We start from the raw sequence: 18,193 nt of genomic DNA on the forward strand, positions 1-18,193 counted from the left end.
GGCAATGGTAGGTACAATTGCGTTTTTTTAATGTTGGTCGTCGAATGATTGGTCCTTTTTTCCTTCCGTCTATTACGGTCCAGGGATGTTTTGGCGGCAGGGTGTTAACCCCCGCAAATCAAAGGTAGTACATCACTTCAACACATATTCTGTAGACTAAAAGGGTAATCTCAGGGGAGGTCAGGTCTGCGTCGCCAGAAGTTGTTTGAGGTCGTCCAGCGTATTGATCTCCGACACCGGCTTGTCTCTCCGCCAACGGTGGATCCGGGGGAAACGCAGCGCGATGCCGGATTTGTGCCGGTTGCTCGCCGCGATCCCTTCGAAAGCAATCTCGAACACCAGCTCGGGCTTCACCGTGCGGACAGGCCCGAACTTCTCCACCGCATGCCGTTTCACCCACGCGTCCACTTCCCCGATTTCCGCATCCGTCAACCCGGAATAAGCCTTCGCGAAAGGCACGAGCTGATCGCCGTTGCGAACGGCGAAAGTATAATCGGTATACAGGTTCGAACGGCGGCCATGGCCTTTCTGGGCATACACCATCACCGCATCCACCGTAAACGGATCGATCTTCCATTTCCACCAATCACCACGCCGCCGGCCCACCTGATACACCGATCCCGCGTTTTTCAGCATCACGCCCTCGCTGTTGTTGCCCCGGCTCTGTTCGCGAAGCACCGCCAGTTCCTCCCAATCCCCGTATCCGATCAACGGAGAAATCCTCAACGCCGGCCGGTCCACGGATTTCACCAGCGTTTCCAGCAACGCCCGGCGCTCGCGGAGCGGCAGCGGCCGGATGTCCTGTCCGTCCCATTCCATCAGATCATACGCCAGAAGCACCACCGGCGCGTCTTGCAGCTGCTTTTTCGTGAGATTCTTTCGACCGATGCGGGTTTGCAGGTTTTGAAAGGGCAGCGGGCGCTGTAGTACTACATCCCAGGCCAAAATTTCCCCGTCAACGACCGTTCCGTCGGGCAAATAATCGAGCAGACCGGCGATTTCGGGGAATTTGTCGGTGATCAGTTCTTCGCCCCTCGACCACAAAAATACCTGTCCGTTCCGGCGGATCAGCTGCCCGCGGATGCCGTCCCATTTCCATTCGGCCTGCCAGTCGGCCGGCGCCCCCAGGCCCGAGGGACTTCCTTCCAGCGCATGCGCCAGGAAGAAAGGATATGGCCGCGAATCGTCCGGGTTGCTGTGGCTGTCGTGCAACAGCTGTGGCAGCGTGGTTTCGCGGGGATCCCAATTCCCGCCGATCATATGGCTGACCACCGCGCCCTCCATACCGAATGCCTTCGCAATGGCATTGACGATCGTGCCCTGCGACACCCCGATCCTGAAACCGCCCGTGATCAGCTTGTTGAAAACGAATCTTTCGCCCGGCTGCAGCTGCTCCCAGGCGCTTCGGATGAATGCGGATTTCTCCGCTTCGGGCGCCTTTTCCAGCGAAATCAACGCCTCCATCCAGAAATGCAGCGGCATGGGGCCGTCCCGCTTTTCCGGCGGCGGCAACAGCAACGCGATGGTTTCGGCCAGGTCGCCCACGGTATGGTAGCATTCGTTGAACAACCATTCGGGAAGGCCCGCCGCTTCGCGGCACCACAGGCGCAACTGTGCGGAATTGACGGTGCGCCTGGGTTTCCGTCCGGTAAAAAGCGCAAGCACCCAGGCGGCATCGCGCTCGTCGGCCGTGGAGAAATAGCGGCTGAGCAGCTCCAGTTTTTCGTTCGTTTTGGTGCTGTGCGAAAGGTCTGATATGAGTTGGGAGAACTGGTGCATCAGGCGGTGGTTTCGGTTTCTTCTTCGCCGCCGAACGCCGTGCGCACGGCTTCCGCGGGTATGTCGTTTTCCTGGAGGTAGCGCGCCAGCACACTGCTGAACCCATGGGTGACGAACACTTTTTCCGCGCCGGTGTACCTGATCGTTTGCAGCAATCCGGGCCAATCGGCGTGGTCGGAAATCGCGAAACCCGCATCGGCGTTCATTCTCCGGGTGTTCCCGCGTACCTGCATCCATCCGCTGCAGACGCCGAGCGAATAGGGCGAGAATTTCTTCATCCACGCAGAATCTGCTGCGGATGGCGGTGCGATGATGAGCTGGTTTTTCATTTCGCTTTTGTTCGTTTCCGGGGTGATCAGTTCCACCGGCGGGAGGGGCCATCCGGCTGAAAGCAGCGTCTGCTGCGCGTTATAGATCGCTCCATGCACAAAGAACCGTTTTCCCGTATGTGCCAGATTGTATAGCAGCCGCTGCGCCTTTCCGAGGCTGTACGCCACCAGGATGCTTTGTTTTCCCGCAGCTTCGTTCTCCCGCATCCAGCCTTCGATATCGCTGAAAATCGCCGTCTGCGGCCGCCAGCGGTAGATGGGCAGGCCGAAAGTGCTTTCGGTGATGAACGTATGGCATTTCACGGGCTCGAACGCGCCGGAAATACCGTCGTTTTCCGTTTTATAATCGCCGCTGGCCACCCAGGCCTGCCCGTCCACCGTCACTTTCACCTGCGCCGAACCGATCATGTGGCCGGCGGGATGGAACGAAACTTCTGCGCCACCGATCCTCACCGTCTCGCCCCAACCCACGCCCTGCACGGAAATATCCTTTCCCAGCCGCAATTGCAGCAAAGGCACGGAATCGTTCGTACAGAGGTAATGCCGGCTGCCCAAACGGGCGTGGTCGGAGTGCGCGTGGGTGATCACGGCACGGTCTGCGGGCTTCCAGGGGTCGATGTAAAAACCGCCCGCTGGACAATAAATGCCGCCTTCGGTGAATGTGAGAACGGGTTGCATGGATACCTGAATCTACAACAAAAACCGGTCCGCCGGGTTGGGAGATCGGGGCATAAAAAAAGACCGGGGAAACCGGTCTTTTTCTGTAATCATTTATGTATCAATCAGTTGATAGCATTCATTTTGAAGTCTGCGCTATCGCCTTTCTGGATGATATAGATGTTCTTGTTTTCGAAGTAATCCGGCATTTCGGCGTTTTCCTGGAGGTAAACCGGTTGATAATTGAACGTTGTGAAGAGGCGGTTGCCCGGTTTGTTGAGGTCTTTGTTGAAATATACCCCATCCTGCGCGAGCGCCTTCACGAAATACCAGGTGGCCTCGAACCCTTTGAAAGCCATGTCCGACGGGCGGGATTTATACTTATGGCGGAACGCGTCTGTCAGGTATTTCGAGTACACATCGGTCTTATCGTTGTAGTAAGGCGAAGTGTAATACATCGTCATCCCCTCGAACTCGGGTTCCTTGAATTTCATCACGTCCCAGGTCGGCATGCCGAAAACATGCATGGGGTAAGTGGCGCGTTGGGCAGACAACTTGCGGAGGATGTTCTTGGCGCCGGCTTCGTCGAGCGCGGTCACGATGAGCACATTCGGCCGGTCGGCCAGCAGCAGTTGCGAGATCTGCGATTCTGAGGTGGCATCGCTCCAGATGAGCTCGCGGACGCGGGACTTTTTGTCGTAGTTCAACTTGTCGTACGCAGCCTTGATATTGTTGAAAATGCCAGCTTCGAAGGGCGTATTGCGGCGGACCACCACGATGTTTTTGTTGGCGAACCCTCTTTGCACGTAATCATGCACGGCTTCCACGTTGGAGCGAAGCGTGCTGTTGGTGATGAGGAAGAAGGGGTTGCCGGAAATGCCGCCATCGTTGGGATAGGTGGCGGAAACGAAGTTGATCTCCTTCTGTTTCGCGAAATCGCTGATCACTTTGATCTCGGGAGCGGAAACGGAGCCGATGATGAGGTCGGTATTATCGAGCCGGCGGCTGCGGATGAGGCTGGCCGCGTCGTTCGTCCGGGATTTGCTGTCGAATATCTGGACATTGAGTTTCACGCCGAGGCGGGAAAGGGAATCGAGCGCGAGTTGGGCGCCTTCGTAGAATTCGAGGCCGGCGAGCACGTAGCGGGGCATGGTGCGACCGGGGATTTCGAGGCTGTTGGCGAAAACGGAATCGAGGTACAGGGGCGCGAAGATGGCGACGTTATAGGCGTCTTTCTTCACTTCCTTTGCGAATGCGGGAACGTTGAAGGGCGCCCTGGCGGCGGGTTTCTCTTCAACCGGTTTTTTGGGCTCTTCCTTTTCCGGCTTGCTCAGTTCGGGAGGCGGGCCGTCCGTTTTCTGAGGCGCCTGGCGGAAGATGCTACAGGCGGAAAGCAGGAGGGCGAAAGACATGGTGAGGGCCAGTCTGCCCAGGTTGTTCGTTCGGTTCATGAGGCCAAATTTGCAAAAATCATTCCATGGATAAAAACAGTTACGAATTACAAATGAAAAAAAATGTTCATCCGTAATTCGTAACTGCTCATTCGTTGAAGGGAATTATTCCCATTCGATGGTAGCCGGCGGTTTGGAGCTGATGTCGTACACCACGCGGTTGATACCTTTTACCTTATTAATAATGTCGTTCGATACTTTGGCGAGGAACTCGTAGGGGAGGTGCGCCCAGTCTGCCGTCATCCCGTCGGTCGACGTAACGGCACGGAGGGCAACGGTGAACTCGTAAGTACGTTCGTCGCCCATTACGCCTACGCTTTGTACGGGGAGGAGGATGGTGCCTGCCTGCCATACCTGGTTATAAAGTTCCATTTCGCGGAGCAGTTCGATGTAGATGGCGTCTGCTTCCTGGAGCATGTGCACCTTTTCGGGGGTGATCTCTCCGAGGATGCGGATGGCCAGGCCGGGGCCGGGGAAGGGATGGCGGGCGAGGAAGATGTCGCTGATGCCGATTTCCTTGCCTACGCGGCGGACTTCGTCTTTAAAGAGGAAGCGGAGCGGTTCCACCAGGCCCATGTTCATCTTTTCCGGCAGGCCGCCCACGTTGTGGTGGGATTTGATGGTGGCCGACGGGCCGTTCACGGAAACCGACTCGATCACGTCGGGGTAAATGGTACCCTGACCGAGGAACTTAATGTCTTTCAACGCTTTAGATTCCTGTTGGAACACCTCGATGAAGAGGCGGCCGATGATCTTGCGCTTGGTTTCGGGATCGGAAACGCCTTTCAGCTCGCCGTAGAACAGCTCTTTCGCATCTACGCCTTTTACGTTGAGGCCCATGTGTTTATAAGAATCCAGCACGGTCTCGAACTCGTCTTTGCGCAGCAGCCCGTTGTCTACGAACACGCAATACAGGTTCTGCCCGATGGCTTTGTGGATCAGCTCGGCAGCCACGGTAGAGTCTACCCCGCCGCTGAGCGCCATTACCACTTTGCTGTCGCCCACTTGTGCCTTGATACGGGCTACGGTTTCCTGTACGAAAGCCGCCGGCGTCCAGTCCTGCTGCATACCGCAGATATGGACGAGGAAGTTGCGGATGATCTGTTTCCCTTCGATGGAGTGCGTCACTTCGGGGTGGAACTGCACGGCATGCACGGGGTATTTGGCGAGGGTGAGGCTTTTGAAGGCCGCCACCGGGATGTTGTCTGTATGCGCGATGGGGGTGAACACTTCGGGCAGGCGAACGATCGTGTCTGCATGGCTCATCCACACCTGGCTTTTCAGGTTTACGTCGTAGAAAAGGGGCTCTTCCTTGTTGGAATGTTCCAGGAACGCACGGCCGTATTCACGGGTGCTGCTCTTGGCCACCTCGCCGCCGAAAACCTTGGCCATCAGCTGGGCGCCGTAGCAAACCCCCAGCACGGGCACACGCGCCGCCATGGAGGCAATGTCTACCACAGGCGCCTGCGGGTCGTTCACGGAAAAAGGAGAGCCGGAAAGAATAATGCCTTTAATACTGTCTTCCCATTCAATGGGCTTGTTACATGGCTGTATTTCACAATAAGTATTCAGTTCCCGGATGCAACGTGCGATCAGCTGCGTATACTGGGACCCGAAATCGAGGATCAGGATCTTTTCTGTCATGGTGGTGCAAAGATAAAGGAATTTCGGACTTCGGATTTTGCTTTCCCGCAGATTCGCCCGAAATTGCCATAGTCCCGTATCTGGATATTTTATCGTATTTTTCGCCCAATACCCTGATTCTAAATCAACTGCTGTATGAAAACGCAATTCTCCCTGATGGCGATCCTCCTCGTCGCCCTGCCCTTCCTGTCGGCCTGCGACCAGGTCAGCGGCAGCGGCCGCGTAGCCACTGAAACCCGCAATGTCAAACCTTTTTCCCGCCTCGAAGTACAGGGAAGCATGGACGTTTATATCACCAAGGGCGCCGGCGGTTCGGCCACGCTCGAAGCCGAAGACAATATTCTCCCGCTCATCGAGTTAATAGAAGATGGGGATAAACTCAGGATAAAATTCAGGAATAACGTCAATATCCGTACACATAAAGATGTGAAAGTGGAACTCGCCACCGACCAACTGACCGATGTGGAACTGGCGGGATCGGGAGATATCAAGATCGGCAGCCACTTCACGGCCGACCGCCCCGTTCGCCTGAGCATTGCCGGCAGCGGCGACATGGAAGCGGCTTTCAGCGCTCCCGAGATCAGACTGAGCATCGCCGGTGCGGGAGACATCGACCTGAAGGGCGAAACCCGCGACATGAGCGTAGATATCGCCGGCAGCGGCAACTGCAACGCGTTCGACCTCATGTCCGAAACGGCGGAAGTGAACATCGCCGGCAGCGGAAACATCAAGCTGCACGCCAGCCGGACGCTCAAGGCTTCCATCCTCGGCTCGGGCGATATATATTATAAAGGAGAGCCTTCCATGAACGTGAACAAAATGGGCTCCGGAGGCGTCCACAAGCAGTAACAAATTGAAAAACTTTTGTATGTTTGCTGTTTTTTTAGGAACATACGACCGCCGTATATGAGTCAACTTCCGAAGATATTAGTGGTGTACTACACCCAAACGGGCCAGCTGAAGAGAATCATTGATCATGTGTTAGCGCCATTGCAGGGCAAGGCCGAGATACAGTTCGAGGAGATCGCGCCGGTGAAGGATTTTCCATTCCCCTGGCCCAAACAGCGTTTTTTCGATACCATGCCGGAAACGGTGTTGGGCAAACCCCAGCCCATCCAACCCCTGAAAATTAACCCGGACGAGCATTTCGACCTGGTGTTGCTGGCATACCAGCCCTGGTTCCTTTCTCCCTCACAGCCCATCGCCGCTTTCCTGCAAAGCGAAGAAGGGAAGCGCCTCCTGAAAGGCAAGCCCGTAGTGACACTGCTCGGCTGCCGCAACATGTGGATCAACGCACAGGAGAAAGTAAAACGCTACCTGCACGCCGCCGGCGCCCAACTGGCCGGGCACATCGCGCTGGTAGACAAGCACCCGAACCTCGTATCGCTCATCACCATCCTCCGCTGGGCCACCAAGGGAAAGAAAGACGCATTCTTCATTTTCCCGCCCGCAGGCGTACAGGAAAAGGAAATCGTGGAATCGTCCCGCTTCGCGGCGCCCATCGGCAACGCGCTGGCCAGGAAGGAATTCGGCGACCTGCACCAACACCTCCTGGCGCTGAACAGCGTGGAGGTAGACCCGGGGCTCATCGTCCTCGAAATGCGCGGCGTAAAGCCGTTCCGGTTCTGGGCCAATTACATCAGCAAGGCCGGCGAACCGGGGAGCCCCGCCCGCCAGGGCCGCGTTACCATGTACCGCGTAATCCTCCTCGCCGCCATTCCCATCCTCAGCCCTTTCACCACCATTGCCAGTTGGCTACAGCTCACGATCGGCAGAAAGAAACTTAACGAGGACGTTACGTATTACAAAGGAATACAACTCCGCGAAAACTGAATAAATTCTATATTTACGGCCGCTTAATCAATTAACAACAACCCTGAAATGATTCCGGTACCCCGGTGCCGACTATTCAGATCGAGTAAAAAACGGACAATTCACTGCGATGAAAGAAGTATATATAACGAGGCTCTCCAAATTTTTGCCGAACGAGCCGGTAGCGAATGAAGAAATGGAAAGCATCCTCGGTATGGTGGATGGAAAACCTTCCCGGGCAAGGAACATCATCCTGGGAAACAACAAGATCAAAACGCGCTATTACGCGCAAAACAAAGACGGGCAAAGCACGCACACCAACGCGGAAATGACCGCCAGCGCCGTGGCCAGCCTGTTCGACGATAAATTTCCCATTACCCAAATGCAACTGCTGGCCTGCGGCACTACCAGCCCCGACCAGCTGCTGCCCAACCATGCAGCCATGGTGCACGGCATCCTCAAATGCCAGCCCGTGGAACTGATCGCCGCCACCGGCGCCTGCGCGGCCGGTATGCAGGCTTTCAAATACGCCTGGATGTCGGTAAAATGCGGCAACACGGCCAACGCCGTGAGCACCGGTTCCGAGAAATTCTCCGCCTGGCTGCTGTCCCGCAACTTTGAGCCGGAAACGGAAAACCTGAAGCACCTCACCGAAAATCCCATCATCGCTTTCGAAAAAGATTTTCTCCGCTGGATGCTGTCTGACGGCGCCAGCGCCGCCCTGTTCCAGGACAAGCCCAACGAAGAAGGGCTCAGCCTGCGGGTAGACTGGGTGGAGATCGCCTCGTACGCGCATGAGCTGGAAACCTGCATGTACGCAGGTGCCGTGAAGAATGAAGACGGCTCCACCAAAGGCTGGACAGACATGACGCCCGAAGAATGGGCTGCCAACAGCGTGTTCTCCTTTAAACAGGACACCCGTTTGCTCGGTAAGAACATCGTGCCTTCCGGCGCGCAGATGTGGAAAGACCTCGTCGAAAAATATAACATCGATATCGATAAGCTCACCTGGTTCCTGCCGCACCTCTCTTCCGAATTCTTCCGTTTCAAGATCGATGAAGAGATCGCGCGGCTGGGCGTGCACATCCCGCAGGAAAAATGGTTCACCAACCTGACCCGCGTGGGCAACGTAGGCACGGCTTCCCCGTATTTCATGCTGGAAGAACTGCTGAACCAGGGCATGCTGAAAAAAGGCGATACGATCGTGATGATGGTGCCCGAAAGCGCACGCTTCTCGTATGCCTACGCCGGCATCACCGTTGTCTAAGCCTTTTTAACGGCCGATAATGATCGAACTACCATGCAGCAGCCGCCGGAAAATCCGGTGCCTGCTGCATTTCAAATAATATCAGGGAGCTGATCCCTCATCAACGAAAAAACTGCACACCATGAAAAAAGATGAAGTTCCGCAGGACGGCGACAACCTGCATCACGGTACGTTCAAGCAACTTTTCTACGCAGTAGACCAGCAGGGCGATTACACGACGGCCACCAGCATCGGCTGGGAACCGGAGAACGTTGCGCTCAGCCAGGCCTGGGATGAAGTGGAACAGCGTGTGGCCGATACGAAATCGCAGGTGGAAGCGGGGATATTGAGCCCCGTCGCCTACTACATGGAACGTACCCTGCTCGACCTTCCGCTGCTGGCCCTCAAAGCCGGTAAATTCCAGTGGCAGGTGAAACGGCACATGAAACCCCAGGTATTCAAAGGCCTGTCAGGCAAGATGATCGACCGCTACGCGGATATTTTCGGCATCCCCGCCCAGGCCCTCCGCAGCGGCGAACTGCTTCCATTCAAGCGCCCAGCATAACGAACAGACATGACACAATTCAGCCACACGCAAACCGCCCACTGTGAAAGCGGCGTAATATCCAACCTCTTCGGTCATCACGGTCTCCAGATCAGCGAGCCCATGGCCTTCGGGATCGGGGCCGGCATCTTTTTCGGCCACCTGCCTTTCGTGAAAGTGAACGGCGTGCCAGGCACCACCTACCGCATCTGGCCCGGCGCCATCTTTTCCCGCGCCTGCAAACGGCTCGGCGTTACGATGGAATCCCGCAAGTTCAGCAACGTAGACAGCGCCATGAAAACCCTCGACCAACTGGTCGAAGACGGCGTGCCGGTCGGATTGCAGTCCAGCGTGTACTACCTTCCGTATTTCCCGGAATCGTACCGCTTCCATTTCAACGCGCACAACCTCGTGGTATATGGTAAAGACGGGGACGATTACCTCGTTTCCGACCCCATCATGGACACCGTTACCCGCATCGATACCGAAAACCTCATCCGCGCCCGTTTCGCCAAAGGGTTCCCCGCGCCGAAAGGCAAAATGTATTACCCCGTGAACGTGCCGCAGGAAGTGGATTTCCGCGAACCGGTGAAAGCCGGCATCGACCAGGCCTGCCATTATATGCTCAAGATCCCCGTGCCTATGTTCGGCGTGAAAGGCATCCGGTTCCTCGCCAAGCGGATGAAAGATTACCCCGCCAAAGTGGGCGACCGCAAAGCCGCGCTTTACCTCGGCAATGTGATCCGCATGCAGGAAGAGATCGGGACCGGCGGCGCAGGGTTCCGGTTCATGTATGCCGCCTTCCTCCAGGAAGCCGGTTCGCTGCTGGACAAGCCCGAGCTGAAAGACGTGGGCCGCGAGCTGACGCAGGTGGGCGACGCCTGGCGTAACTTTGCCGCCCATGCAGGCCGCGTCTGCAAAGCGCGCTCGGCCGACAACGTTTCTTACGGCGAACTGAGCAAAATGCTCCTGCAGATCGCCGATATGGAAGAAAAAGTATTCCGCCGCCTGTCTACCGTTAAACTCTGAGGAAAAGCGACATGAACAGCATTGCCGTGAAAGACCTGGAGAAAACCTACGCCGGAGCACTGATACCCAGTCTCCGCGGGCTTTCGTGCACCTTCGCCGAAGGAACGATCGCCGGGCTCCTCGGGCCCAACGGCGCCGGGAAGACCACGACGATCTCCATCCTCTGCGGACTGGTGGAAGCCACCGGCGGCAGCACGGAAATCTTCGGCATGCCACAGGTGCCTGCCAACCGCGAAGCCATCAAAAGGGTCATCGGTGTGGTGCCCCAGCGCATCGCCCTCTTTCCGCAACTGACGGCTTTCGAGAACCTCCGGTATTTCGGGAACCTCTACGGCTTCAGCGGCAAGCCCCTCCGCGAAAAAATCATGCAGCACCTCGAAGCTTTTGGGCTGGAAAAGGCCGCACATAAAGAAACCGGGAAATTTTCGGGCGGGATGAAACGGCGCGCCAACATCATCGCGTCGATCCTCCACGAGCCCAGGCTCCTCGTGCTCGACGAGCCCACCGCCGGCGTTGATGTGCAATCGCGCAGCATGATCCTGCAATTCCTGCGGGATTATAACGCGAAAGGCAACAGCGTCATCTACACCTCGCACCTGCTCGACGAAGCCGAACAGATCTGCGACGAGGTGGCCATTATCGACGAAGGGACATTGGTGGTGCAGGGCACGCCGAAAGACCTCGTTGGCCGCCACGGCCATTGCCGCAACCTGGAAGACGTGTTCCTCCACTATACCGGCCATGCCGTGCGGGATTAAACAAAAGCAATCATGTTAAGGATCATCGCCACGATACGGAAAGAATGGTTATTGCTGCGGCGCGACAAAGCCGGGCTGGCGCTGCTTTTTGCCATGCCGCTGGTGCTGATTACCGTGATGGCCCTCATCCAGGACGCGCCTTTCCGCGATTACCAGGAAGTGAAGTTCGATATTCTTGCGGTGGATAACGACCATGGCCGGCTTGGACGGTACATCCGCGAAGGCTTGCAGGAAAGCGGGCAATTCAACGTCGTCGATTCCATCAACGGCCAGCCGCTGTCGGAAGCGGCGGCGAAAAAAATGGTCGCCGAAGGCAGATACAAGATCAGCATCACCGTTCCCAAAGGCGCTACGGCGGAAATCGTCAGCAATGCCAACAAGATCGTGAACGATATTTCGAAGCGGATGGGCCTGCCGTCGCAATTGCCGGTAAAAGCCCTTTCCAACGACTCCCTCGCCGTACAGCTGTATTTCGACCCCGCGGCCAAGAAAGCCTTCAAAAGCGCCATCCACCAGGCGTTGGACAATTTTCTCACCCAGGTGGAGACCGATCTGCTGCTGGAGCGTATCCAGTTGCAGCTCCGCAGCCGCGACAGCCTTAGCCAGGACACTTTCCCAGCCATCCGCCTCAAAGCCGTGGCGCTCCGGGAAACGAGCCTGGGGGAGGGGAAGCAGATCGACGTCATTTCCAATTCCGTACAGCACAACGTGCCCGCCTGGAGCATTTTCGCCATGTTTTTCATCGTGATCCCCATCGCCGGGAATATGATCCGCGAGCGGGAAGACGGGAGCCTGGTAAGGATGAAGCTCATCCCCGGGAATTACTTGTCTGTGCTCACGGGGAAACTGCTGTTTTTCGTCGGCATATGTGTTGTGCAGTTTTACGGGATGATCATGGTGGGATTGTATTTACTGCCAATGCTGGGCCTTCCGAAGCTGCAGCTGGGTGTAGACCATGCGGCGGGATTCCTCGTGGCGGCGAGCATCGGCGTAACGGCCACGGCATATGGCATCCTCATCGGCACGATCTTCAAAACGCCCAACCAGGCGCTGAACTTCGGGGCGGTGAGCATCGTGATCCTCAGCGCCATCGGCGGCATCTGGATCCCGCTGGAGATCATGCCGGAATCGATGCAGCTGATAGGACGGTTGTCGCCCCTGAGCTGGGGGCTGGACGCCATCAATGATATTTACCTGCGCAACGGCCATATCCCGTTCGTGCTGCCCGATATCGCCAAGCTGCTGGGATGCGGCGGGGCCATGCTGGTAGCGGCGGCGGTGGTGGAGCAGCGCAGGATCGGATAAAGAACATTTTCTTAACAACGGTAAAACAATTAATTTTACCCCCCTGGAATACGCCGTGGGCGTAAAACCTACAACAACATGGAAGCATTAAAACTGAAACTCAAACAGCAGATCATCGAAGCCCTGAACCTGCAGGATACCAAACCGGAAGACATTGACGACAATGCCCCCCTGTTTGGTGAAGGCCTCGGGCTCGATAGCATCGATTCGCTGGAACTGATGGTGTTGCTGGAAAGGAACTACAAAATCAAAGTGGAAGACCCTCGCGAAGGCCGTAAAATCCTTCAGAGCGTTCAATCCATGGCAGAATTCATTATGAGCAAACAGGCGGCCTGATCCCGCATAGACCGTATGGCAGAACGTGTGCTGATAACAGGGATGGGTATGATCTCCGCCATCGGGAATAACGTGGAGGAGAATTTCCGCAGCCTCCGGGCGCAACGGAGCGGCATCGGCTATTCACAGTTCGTGGATACCATTTACCGTAACGTGCTTCCGGTGGGAGAAGTGAAGTGTTCGTCGGAAGAATTGGCGAAGATGGCCGGCCTCCCCGATACCACAGGCTTCACCCGCACCACGCTCCTCGGGCTCGTTGCCATGCAGGAAGCCCTGCGCTCCGCCGGCATCAGCAATGCCGCCGAAACCCCGACCGCCTTCATCAACGCATCCACCGTTGGCGGCATGTGCGACACCGAGAAAATCTATTTCGATATCCTCGACCCCCAAAAGGAAGGTACCTTCCTCCAGCTCATCGATACCCTCGATTGTGCGGACTGTACCCAGCGGATCGCCGATGAAACGGGTCTTACGGCCTATGTCACCACCATCAGTACCGCCTGCTCCTCGTCGGCCAACGCGCTCATGTACGGCGCGCGGCTCATCCGCGCGGGGCTTGTAGACAGGGCGGTGTGCGGCGGGACCGAAGCGCTCACGCGGTTTACCATCAATGGTTTCAATTCCCTCAAGAATATCGATAAAAGGCATTGCCTGCCGTTCGACAATGATCGTAACGGTCTGAACCTGGGCGAAGGCGCGGCGTATCTCGTGCTGGAATCGGAAAGTTTCGCACAGCGCCGCAAAGCCAGGCCCATGGCCGAACTGAGCGGGTGGTGCAATACCAACGAAGCCTTCCATCCCACCTCTCCCTCGCCCGAGGGCGACGGTGCCTACGAGGCCATGCGGAAAGCCCTGGCAATGGGCGGGCTTACGCCGGCAGACGTGCAGTACGTGAATGTGCACGGCACGGCTACGCTGAACAACGACGTGTCGGAAGGCCGGGCGCTGGAAAGGCTCTTCGGTGACGAGGTGCCGGCGTTCAGTTCCACTAAGCCCTTTACCGGCCATACCCTTGCGGCGGCCGGGGCCATCGAGGCGATCTATTCCGTGCTGGCGATCAACCGGCAGATGATCTGGCCGAACCTCAACTTTACGACGCGCATGGAAGAGCTGCGCATCTCGCCGGAAACGCGCCTGCTGGAAGAATCGCCTGTGAGGAACGTGGTGTCTAACTCCTTCGGGTTCGGCGGCAACAATGCATCACTCGTGATCAGTAAATATGGAAATTAAGTGCTACATACAGGCCAGTGCGGCGATTTCCCCGCAACAGAGCTTTTCGGGGGATTATACACCGCAGTTCCTCCCGCTCGAAGAGCGGAACCTCCTGCGCGCGCAGGAGCCGGGGTACGCGGGGTTCATTCCGCCCAACAGCCTGCGCCGTATGAGCCGGCTGCTCAAAATGGGGCTCACGGCGGCTTTGCAATGCCTGCGGAACGCCAACGCCCCCATACCCGGCGCCATCATCACGGGAACGGGCCGCGGCAGCCTGCAAGACACGGAGAAGTTCCTCCACGATATCCGCACTTACGAAGAAACCGCGCTCAATCCCACGCCGTTCATCCAGTCCACCTATAACTCCGTCAATGGCCTCATCGCCCTGCAACAGCAATGCACGGACTATAACAATACGTTCGTGCATAGGGGCTTCTCCTTCGAGCACGCCCTGCTCGACAGCCTTCTGCAGATCCAGGAGGGGAATGCGGAAAGCGTGCTGGCAGGAGGTTTCGACGAAATGACGGTGGAGCATTTCTTCATCAAAAGCCGCATCGGCTACTGGAAATCAGCGCTCACCCAGCCGATGGATATGCTGGCGTCCCAAACGCCGGGTACCATTGCCGGAGAAGGCGCCGTGTTTTTCCTCGTCGGCACGCAGCCTGCGCCGGTCGAAGTGAAAGGCATGCAGATGCTCTACAAACCTGCGCCTGAACAGGTGGTTTCCGCGCTCGCACAGTTCCTGCAAAAACAGGGTGTGAGAGCTGGAGACGTGGATTTGCTCGTCAGCGGCCGCAACGGCGATACGCGTTTCGATCATTTCTACGATGTTGTAGCAAACATACTTCCAGCTTCCGTTTCGAATATCTCCTTCAAACAATATTGCGGGGAATACGATACCGCGGGCGCCTTCGGCATGTGGACCGCCCAACAGGAGCTGATTTCCGGCCGTCACAAAACTGCGCTGGTGTATAACCATTTCTACGGAGAACAGCATACGTTCATCCTGTTGCAAAAGCATTGACCCTTCCTGATGTAAACACATTGAAAGCCGCATCGATCCTGCATCGCAGCGGCTTTTTTATTGCGGGGGAAATTGTTCCCAGGCGCCGGTTGGCTCCCATCTCAGGCTCGTTTCGCTTTCATGTACCAGGGAAGTCCGCTCCGAAGATCTTAGGAGCGGACTGAGAATTTCAATTTCGAAAGCTTTTCAAAATGCGCATTCAGGGATAATATACTCTGGGCATCTCCTTGTAATGCTTATCTAATACAGCATCAAGCAAACCTATTCGCGTTTCCAAGGCCTTAAATTTTTTACCTAATTCATCAAATTTCGATGCCATAGAACTGGAATTAGAAGTTAATGTTGATATTTTATTGTTCAGTTCACAAAGCAGGAAATTGCTCATCTGCATTTGTTCATTATACTTCGTGTCAATTGCTTGAATTGCTGCTAAAAGTGATGTCAAATTTTGATCTTTCATACTAATTCCATTTGTAAACGAATGCAGCGAATATAATTTCTCCAACAAGATCAAACTTTTTTGAACCTGATTTATGTTAAGTTGAAGGCGAATTTTTTGAAAGATATTTTTGAAAAGTGAAAAAGCCGCACCTAAATGAGGTACGGCTTTCGGTATCTATTTAAGTAGGTATCAACGAACCAGCCATTACAGGAAAGGAAACTAAATTTTGCCAAGCTTCATGCCTAGCCTCGATTCGATTTTTTCAAAATGTTCATTTGCGCGGCCAAGCCGGTTTAGTACTGATTTATAAATGCACTCAATACTTCCCATACGAAGATGCAACAAATCAATCCGGAAATTGATCTTTTTGAATTGCTCGCCGACTTCTTCGAATTGTTTTTCAACCTGGAGAACTAGTGCATCAATTCGTCCATCGAACCTGGACTCCAGTGCATCAATTCGCCCATCGAGCTTGGACCCCAGTGCATCAATTCGCCCATCGAACCTGGACTCCAGTGCATCAATTCTTCCATTGAATGTGGATTCCAGTGATTTTACGGCTTCGAGGACCATCTGGCTTTGTTGTACTTCCATCTTTTTTCTGTTTTAGTTATCAATGGAAGCAAGGTAAATTTTTTCGATACTGAAAAATTTTTCCGGCACTATTTTCAAAAAATTCTGGAAACGAAATTCTCACAACCCATCATTTCACCACCCTGAACACCGGGTACCGCATGAATCCCGGCTCGTTCCAGGGCGATTGGCGATACACGAAATTCAGCTGCGCGGAACCGCTTTTTGCGAACGTGGAATCCCCGGCACGGCGCTCTTCCAACGCCTTCTTCACTTCCGGGTGCGACCGTAAATATTCGCCTGCCGTGTCTTCAAACACATAAGACGAATACCCTTCCTTCTGTCCCAATATGGCGTCGAAAAAATTCCAGGCCAGGAAGGAATCCGCGCCCCCCGGTTCCAGCGTCTCCACCAAATACCGGTTGGCGGCTTGGTCCATGGGAATATACCAATCCCCCTTCCTGAACGCGATCCGCTGTCTCGACGTTTCCGTCTTCACCCCGAAATGCAGATAATGCTTTTCGTACGGTGACGTCACCGTTTTAAAATCCTTGATGGTATACGTCTCCACTTCGATCGTGGTGTCTCGCTGCAAACGGCGCATCTTCACCTGGTTCCCCTGCAGCAGCTCGATCACGGCCCACCATCCCTGCGGGATGAGATATGCTTCCGGCCGCGTCACGAAATTGCCGGGCTCAAAGTGATTGAAAATGCGGATCTGCTTTTCGTAGGGCTTCGATCTGTCGTAAAACAGGCGCGGTAAACCGGACACTTCGCTCGGTTTATATCCTGCCTCGAACCCTTTGAAGGTGTACCACTGCGGCGTATTCATATCGGGCTCCCAGCTCAGGGGGAACTTTTCCTGCGTTTTGACCGCGGCTTTCGTGGCGTCTCGGAGAGCCTTGATCCTGGCGCTGTTTTCCGACGTAAACCGGATGAAACACTCCATGAGGGCGTAAGTGGCCTCCACGCGCTGTTTGTAAGGTTTCAGCATATGCGTTTCGGGCACAAAACCGAAAGTATGGAACAGGGTCGTGTAGCCGCTGGAATAACGGGGCCCGTCGGCGAAGGCGGTCCACCCGCTGTCGGGCGTTGGCCCGAAATGGTTCACGTACGGCAGCAGATCGTACCCTTTTTCCTGCATCATTTTGTACAGCGCCGGTTCGAAGGTATCGTGGAGCCAGGCGCCCATGGGCCCGCCGAGTTTGCCGTGCTGGGTAGACAGTAATGTCATAATGTGCTGATAATCAGCCCCATTGCTGACGTGATTGTCTACGAATACGTCCGGATCGGTGAGATGGTAGATTTGGTGGAAAGTCCTGGCGTTACGGGAATCCGCTTTGATGAAATCCCGGTTGAGATCGAGGTTCTGGGCGTTTCCGCGGGAGCCGAAGGCGTCCGGGCCGTTCTGGTCTACCCGGTAAAATTCCGAGCGGTTGAGCGATCCGCCGATGTTATATAGCGGGATGATGGCGAGGGTCACGTTGGCGGGGAGCTTTTTTTTGCCCAGGCAGATGTCGCGCGCGAGCATCATGGTGGCGTCTATGCCATCGGGCTCGCCGGGATGGATGCCGTTGTTGATGAGGATGATGCGCCGGTTTTTGCGGTGCAGGCTCGCATAATCGAAGTCGCGGTCGGGGGACAGGGTAACCAGGTGCAGGGGGAACCCGGCGTCTGTAGACCCGATTTCGCGGATATGGAGCTGCGGGAACCGGCGGACGAGCATCTTCCAGTAATCGATGCATTCGGCGTAGGTGACGGTTTCCCGGGCGCCGGAGCGTTCATATTTTGTGGTAAGGTCTTGAGCCTGAGCGGTTTGGAACGATGCGGCCAAAAGGGCTGCCAGGGCGAGGGGGCGCCATTTGCGGTTTAGACTGTTGAAAATCAATGGTTAATGATTTGATTGTTAGGAAGGTGGTGTAAATATACGGCAATAGGGGGATTCCTTCAGGGGCGGGGTGGATATTTGAACAGGGGCGCGGGGAATACAGGAAATGAAAAAAGCCCTTCCCGTATTGCAGGGAAGAGCTGATTTATAAGTTTAACAGCCTG

Annotated in this window: 17 protein-coding genes; 10 read left to right on the plus strand and 7 right to left on the minus strand. The window is 55.5% G+C overall.

The features are described 5' to 3' along the window. Positions 1-180: 180 nt before the first annotated feature. The 4 genes from ACQKLP_RS05160 to guaA form a co-directional block, all read right to left on the minus strand. Positions 181-1,779, minus strand: coding sequence for an ATP-dependent DNA ligase (locus ACQKLP_RS05160; RefSeq protein ID WP_427320696.1), 1,599 nt, complete (start codon positions 1,777-1,779; stop codon positions 181-183). Then, a complete protein-coding gene (locus ACQKLP_RS05165; RefSeq protein ID WP_427320698.1) occupies positions 1,779-2,786 on the minus strand; it encodes a ligase-associated DNA damage response exonuclease in 1,008 nt (335 codons plus the stop codon). The genes ACQKLP_RS05160 and ACQKLP_RS05165 overlap by 1 nt, the downstream gene beginning before the upstream one ends. Positions 2,787-2,890: 104 nt before the next feature. Then, the gene (locus tag ACQKLP_RS05170) at positions 2,891-4,216 is read right to left on the minus strand and encodes an ABC transporter substrate-binding protein (protein WP_427320700.1); all 1,326 of its coding nucleotides are present in this window, start codon (positions 4,214-4,216) and stop codon (positions 2,891-2,893) included. A 105-nt stretch (positions 4,217-4,321) separates the two neighbouring features. Continuing rightward, positions 4,322-5,860 carry a glutamine-hydrolyzing GMP synthase gene (gene guaA / locus ACQKLP_RS05175; protein ID WP_427320702.1) on the minus strand — a complete coding sequence of 513 codons (1,539 nt, stop codon included), beginning with the start codon at positions 5,858-5,860 and terminating at the stop codon, positions 4,322-4,324. A gap of 135 nt (positions 5,861-5,995) precedes the next feature. Between guaA and ACQKLP_RS05180 the strand changes: the two genes are divergently transcribed. From ACQKLP_RS05180 to ACQKLP_RS05225, 10 genes are all read left to right on the plus strand, one after another. After that, positions 5,996-6,709 carry a head GIN domain-containing protein gene (locus ACQKLP_RS05180; RefSeq protein ID WP_427320704.1) on the plus strand — a complete coding sequence of 238 codons (714 nt, stop codon included), beginning with the start codon at positions 5,996-5,998 and terminating at the stop codon, positions 6,707-6,709. A 57-nt stretch (positions 6,710-6,766) separates the two neighbouring features. Beyond that, positions 6,767-7,693, plus strand: a complete 927-nt coding sequence (locus ACQKLP_RS05185) for a hypothetical protein (protein WP_427320706.1) — start codon at positions 6,767-6,769, stop codon at positions 7,691-7,693. Positions 7,694-7,802: 109 nt separating this feature from the next. Then, positions 7,803-8,939: a beta-ketoacyl-ACP synthase III gene (locus tag ACQKLP_RS05190; protein ID WP_427320708.1), complete on the plus strand. Its 1,137-nt coding sequence runs from the start codon at positions 7,803-7,805 to the stop codon at positions 8,937-8,939. Between the two features lie 121 nt (positions 8,940-9,060). Then, the gene (locus ACQKLP_RS05195) at positions 9,061-9,483 is read left to right on the plus strand and encodes a hypothetical protein (RefSeq protein ID WP_427320710.1); all 423 of its coding nucleotides are present in this window, start codon (positions 9,061-9,063) and stop codon (positions 9,481-9,483) included. A gap of 9 nt (positions 9,484-9,492) precedes the next feature. Beyond that, positions 9,493-10,491: a BtrH N-terminal domain-containing protein gene (locus ACQKLP_RS05200; protein ID WP_427320712.1), complete on the plus strand. Its 999-nt coding sequence runs from the start codon at positions 9,493-9,495 to the stop codon at positions 10,489-10,491. Between the two features lie 11 nt (positions 10,492-10,502). Further along, a complete protein-coding gene (locus ACQKLP_RS05205) occupies positions 10,503-11,249 on the plus strand; it encodes an ABC transporter ATP-binding protein (RefSeq protein WP_427320714.1) in 747 nt (248 codons plus the stop codon). Positions 11,250-11,261: 12 nt separating this feature from the next. Then, positions 11,262-12,554 (plus strand): ABC transporter permease, encoded by a 1,293-nt coding sequence (locus ACQKLP_RS05210; RefSeq protein ID WP_427320716.1) that lies wholly within the window; start codon positions 11,262-11,264, stop codon positions 12,552-12,554. A gap of 48 nt (positions 12,555-12,602) precedes the next feature. After that, positions 12,603-12,890: a phosphopantetheine-binding protein gene (locus ACQKLP_RS05215; protein ID WP_262707067.1), complete on the plus strand. Its 288-nt coding sequence runs from the start codon at positions 12,603-12,605 to the stop codon at positions 12,888-12,890. 15 nt (positions 12,891-12,905) lie between these two features. Further along, a complete protein-coding gene (locus tag ACQKLP_RS05220; protein ID WP_427320718.1) occupies positions 12,906-14,120 on the plus strand; it encodes a beta-ketoacyl-[acyl-carrier-protein] synthase family protein in 1,215 nt (404 codons plus the stop codon). After that, the gene (locus ACQKLP_RS05225; RefSeq protein WP_427320720.1) at positions 14,110-15,126 is read left to right on the plus strand and encodes a beta-ketoacyl synthase chain length factor; all 1,017 of its coding nucleotides are present in this window, start codon (positions 14,110-14,112) and stop codon (positions 15,124-15,126) included. The genes ACQKLP_RS05220 and ACQKLP_RS05225 overlap by 11 nt, the downstream gene beginning before the upstream one ends. A gap of 199 nt (positions 15,127-15,325) precedes the next feature. Here the strand turns inward: ACQKLP_RS05225 and ACQKLP_RS05230 are convergent, their stop codons facing one another. The 3 genes from ACQKLP_RS05230 to ACQKLP_RS05240 form a co-directional block, all read right to left on the minus strand. Next, positions 15,326-15,586: a hypothetical protein gene (locus ACQKLP_RS05230; protein ID WP_427320722.1), complete on the minus strand. Its 261-nt coding sequence runs from the start codon at positions 15,584-15,586 to the stop codon at positions 15,326-15,328. 201 nt (positions 15,587-15,787) lie between these two features. Next, complete coding sequence (locus ACQKLP_RS05235) at positions 15,788-16,162, minus strand: hypothetical protein (protein WP_427320724.1); 375 nt, start codon at positions 16,160-16,162, stop codon at positions 15,788-15,790. Between the two features lie 109 nt (positions 16,163-16,271). After that, positions 16,272-18,029: a M14 family metallopeptidase gene (locus ACQKLP_RS05240; protein ID WP_427320726.1), complete on the minus strand. Its 1,758-nt coding sequence runs from the start codon at positions 18,027-18,029 to the stop codon at positions 16,272-16,274. Positions 18,030-18,193: the final 164 nt, after the last annotated feature.

This window comes from Chitinophaga sp. NPDC101104 (genome assembly GCF_050277495.1).
Taxonomy (GTDB): Bacteria; Bacteroidota; Bacteroidia; order Chitinophagales; family Chitinophagaceae; genus Chitinophaga.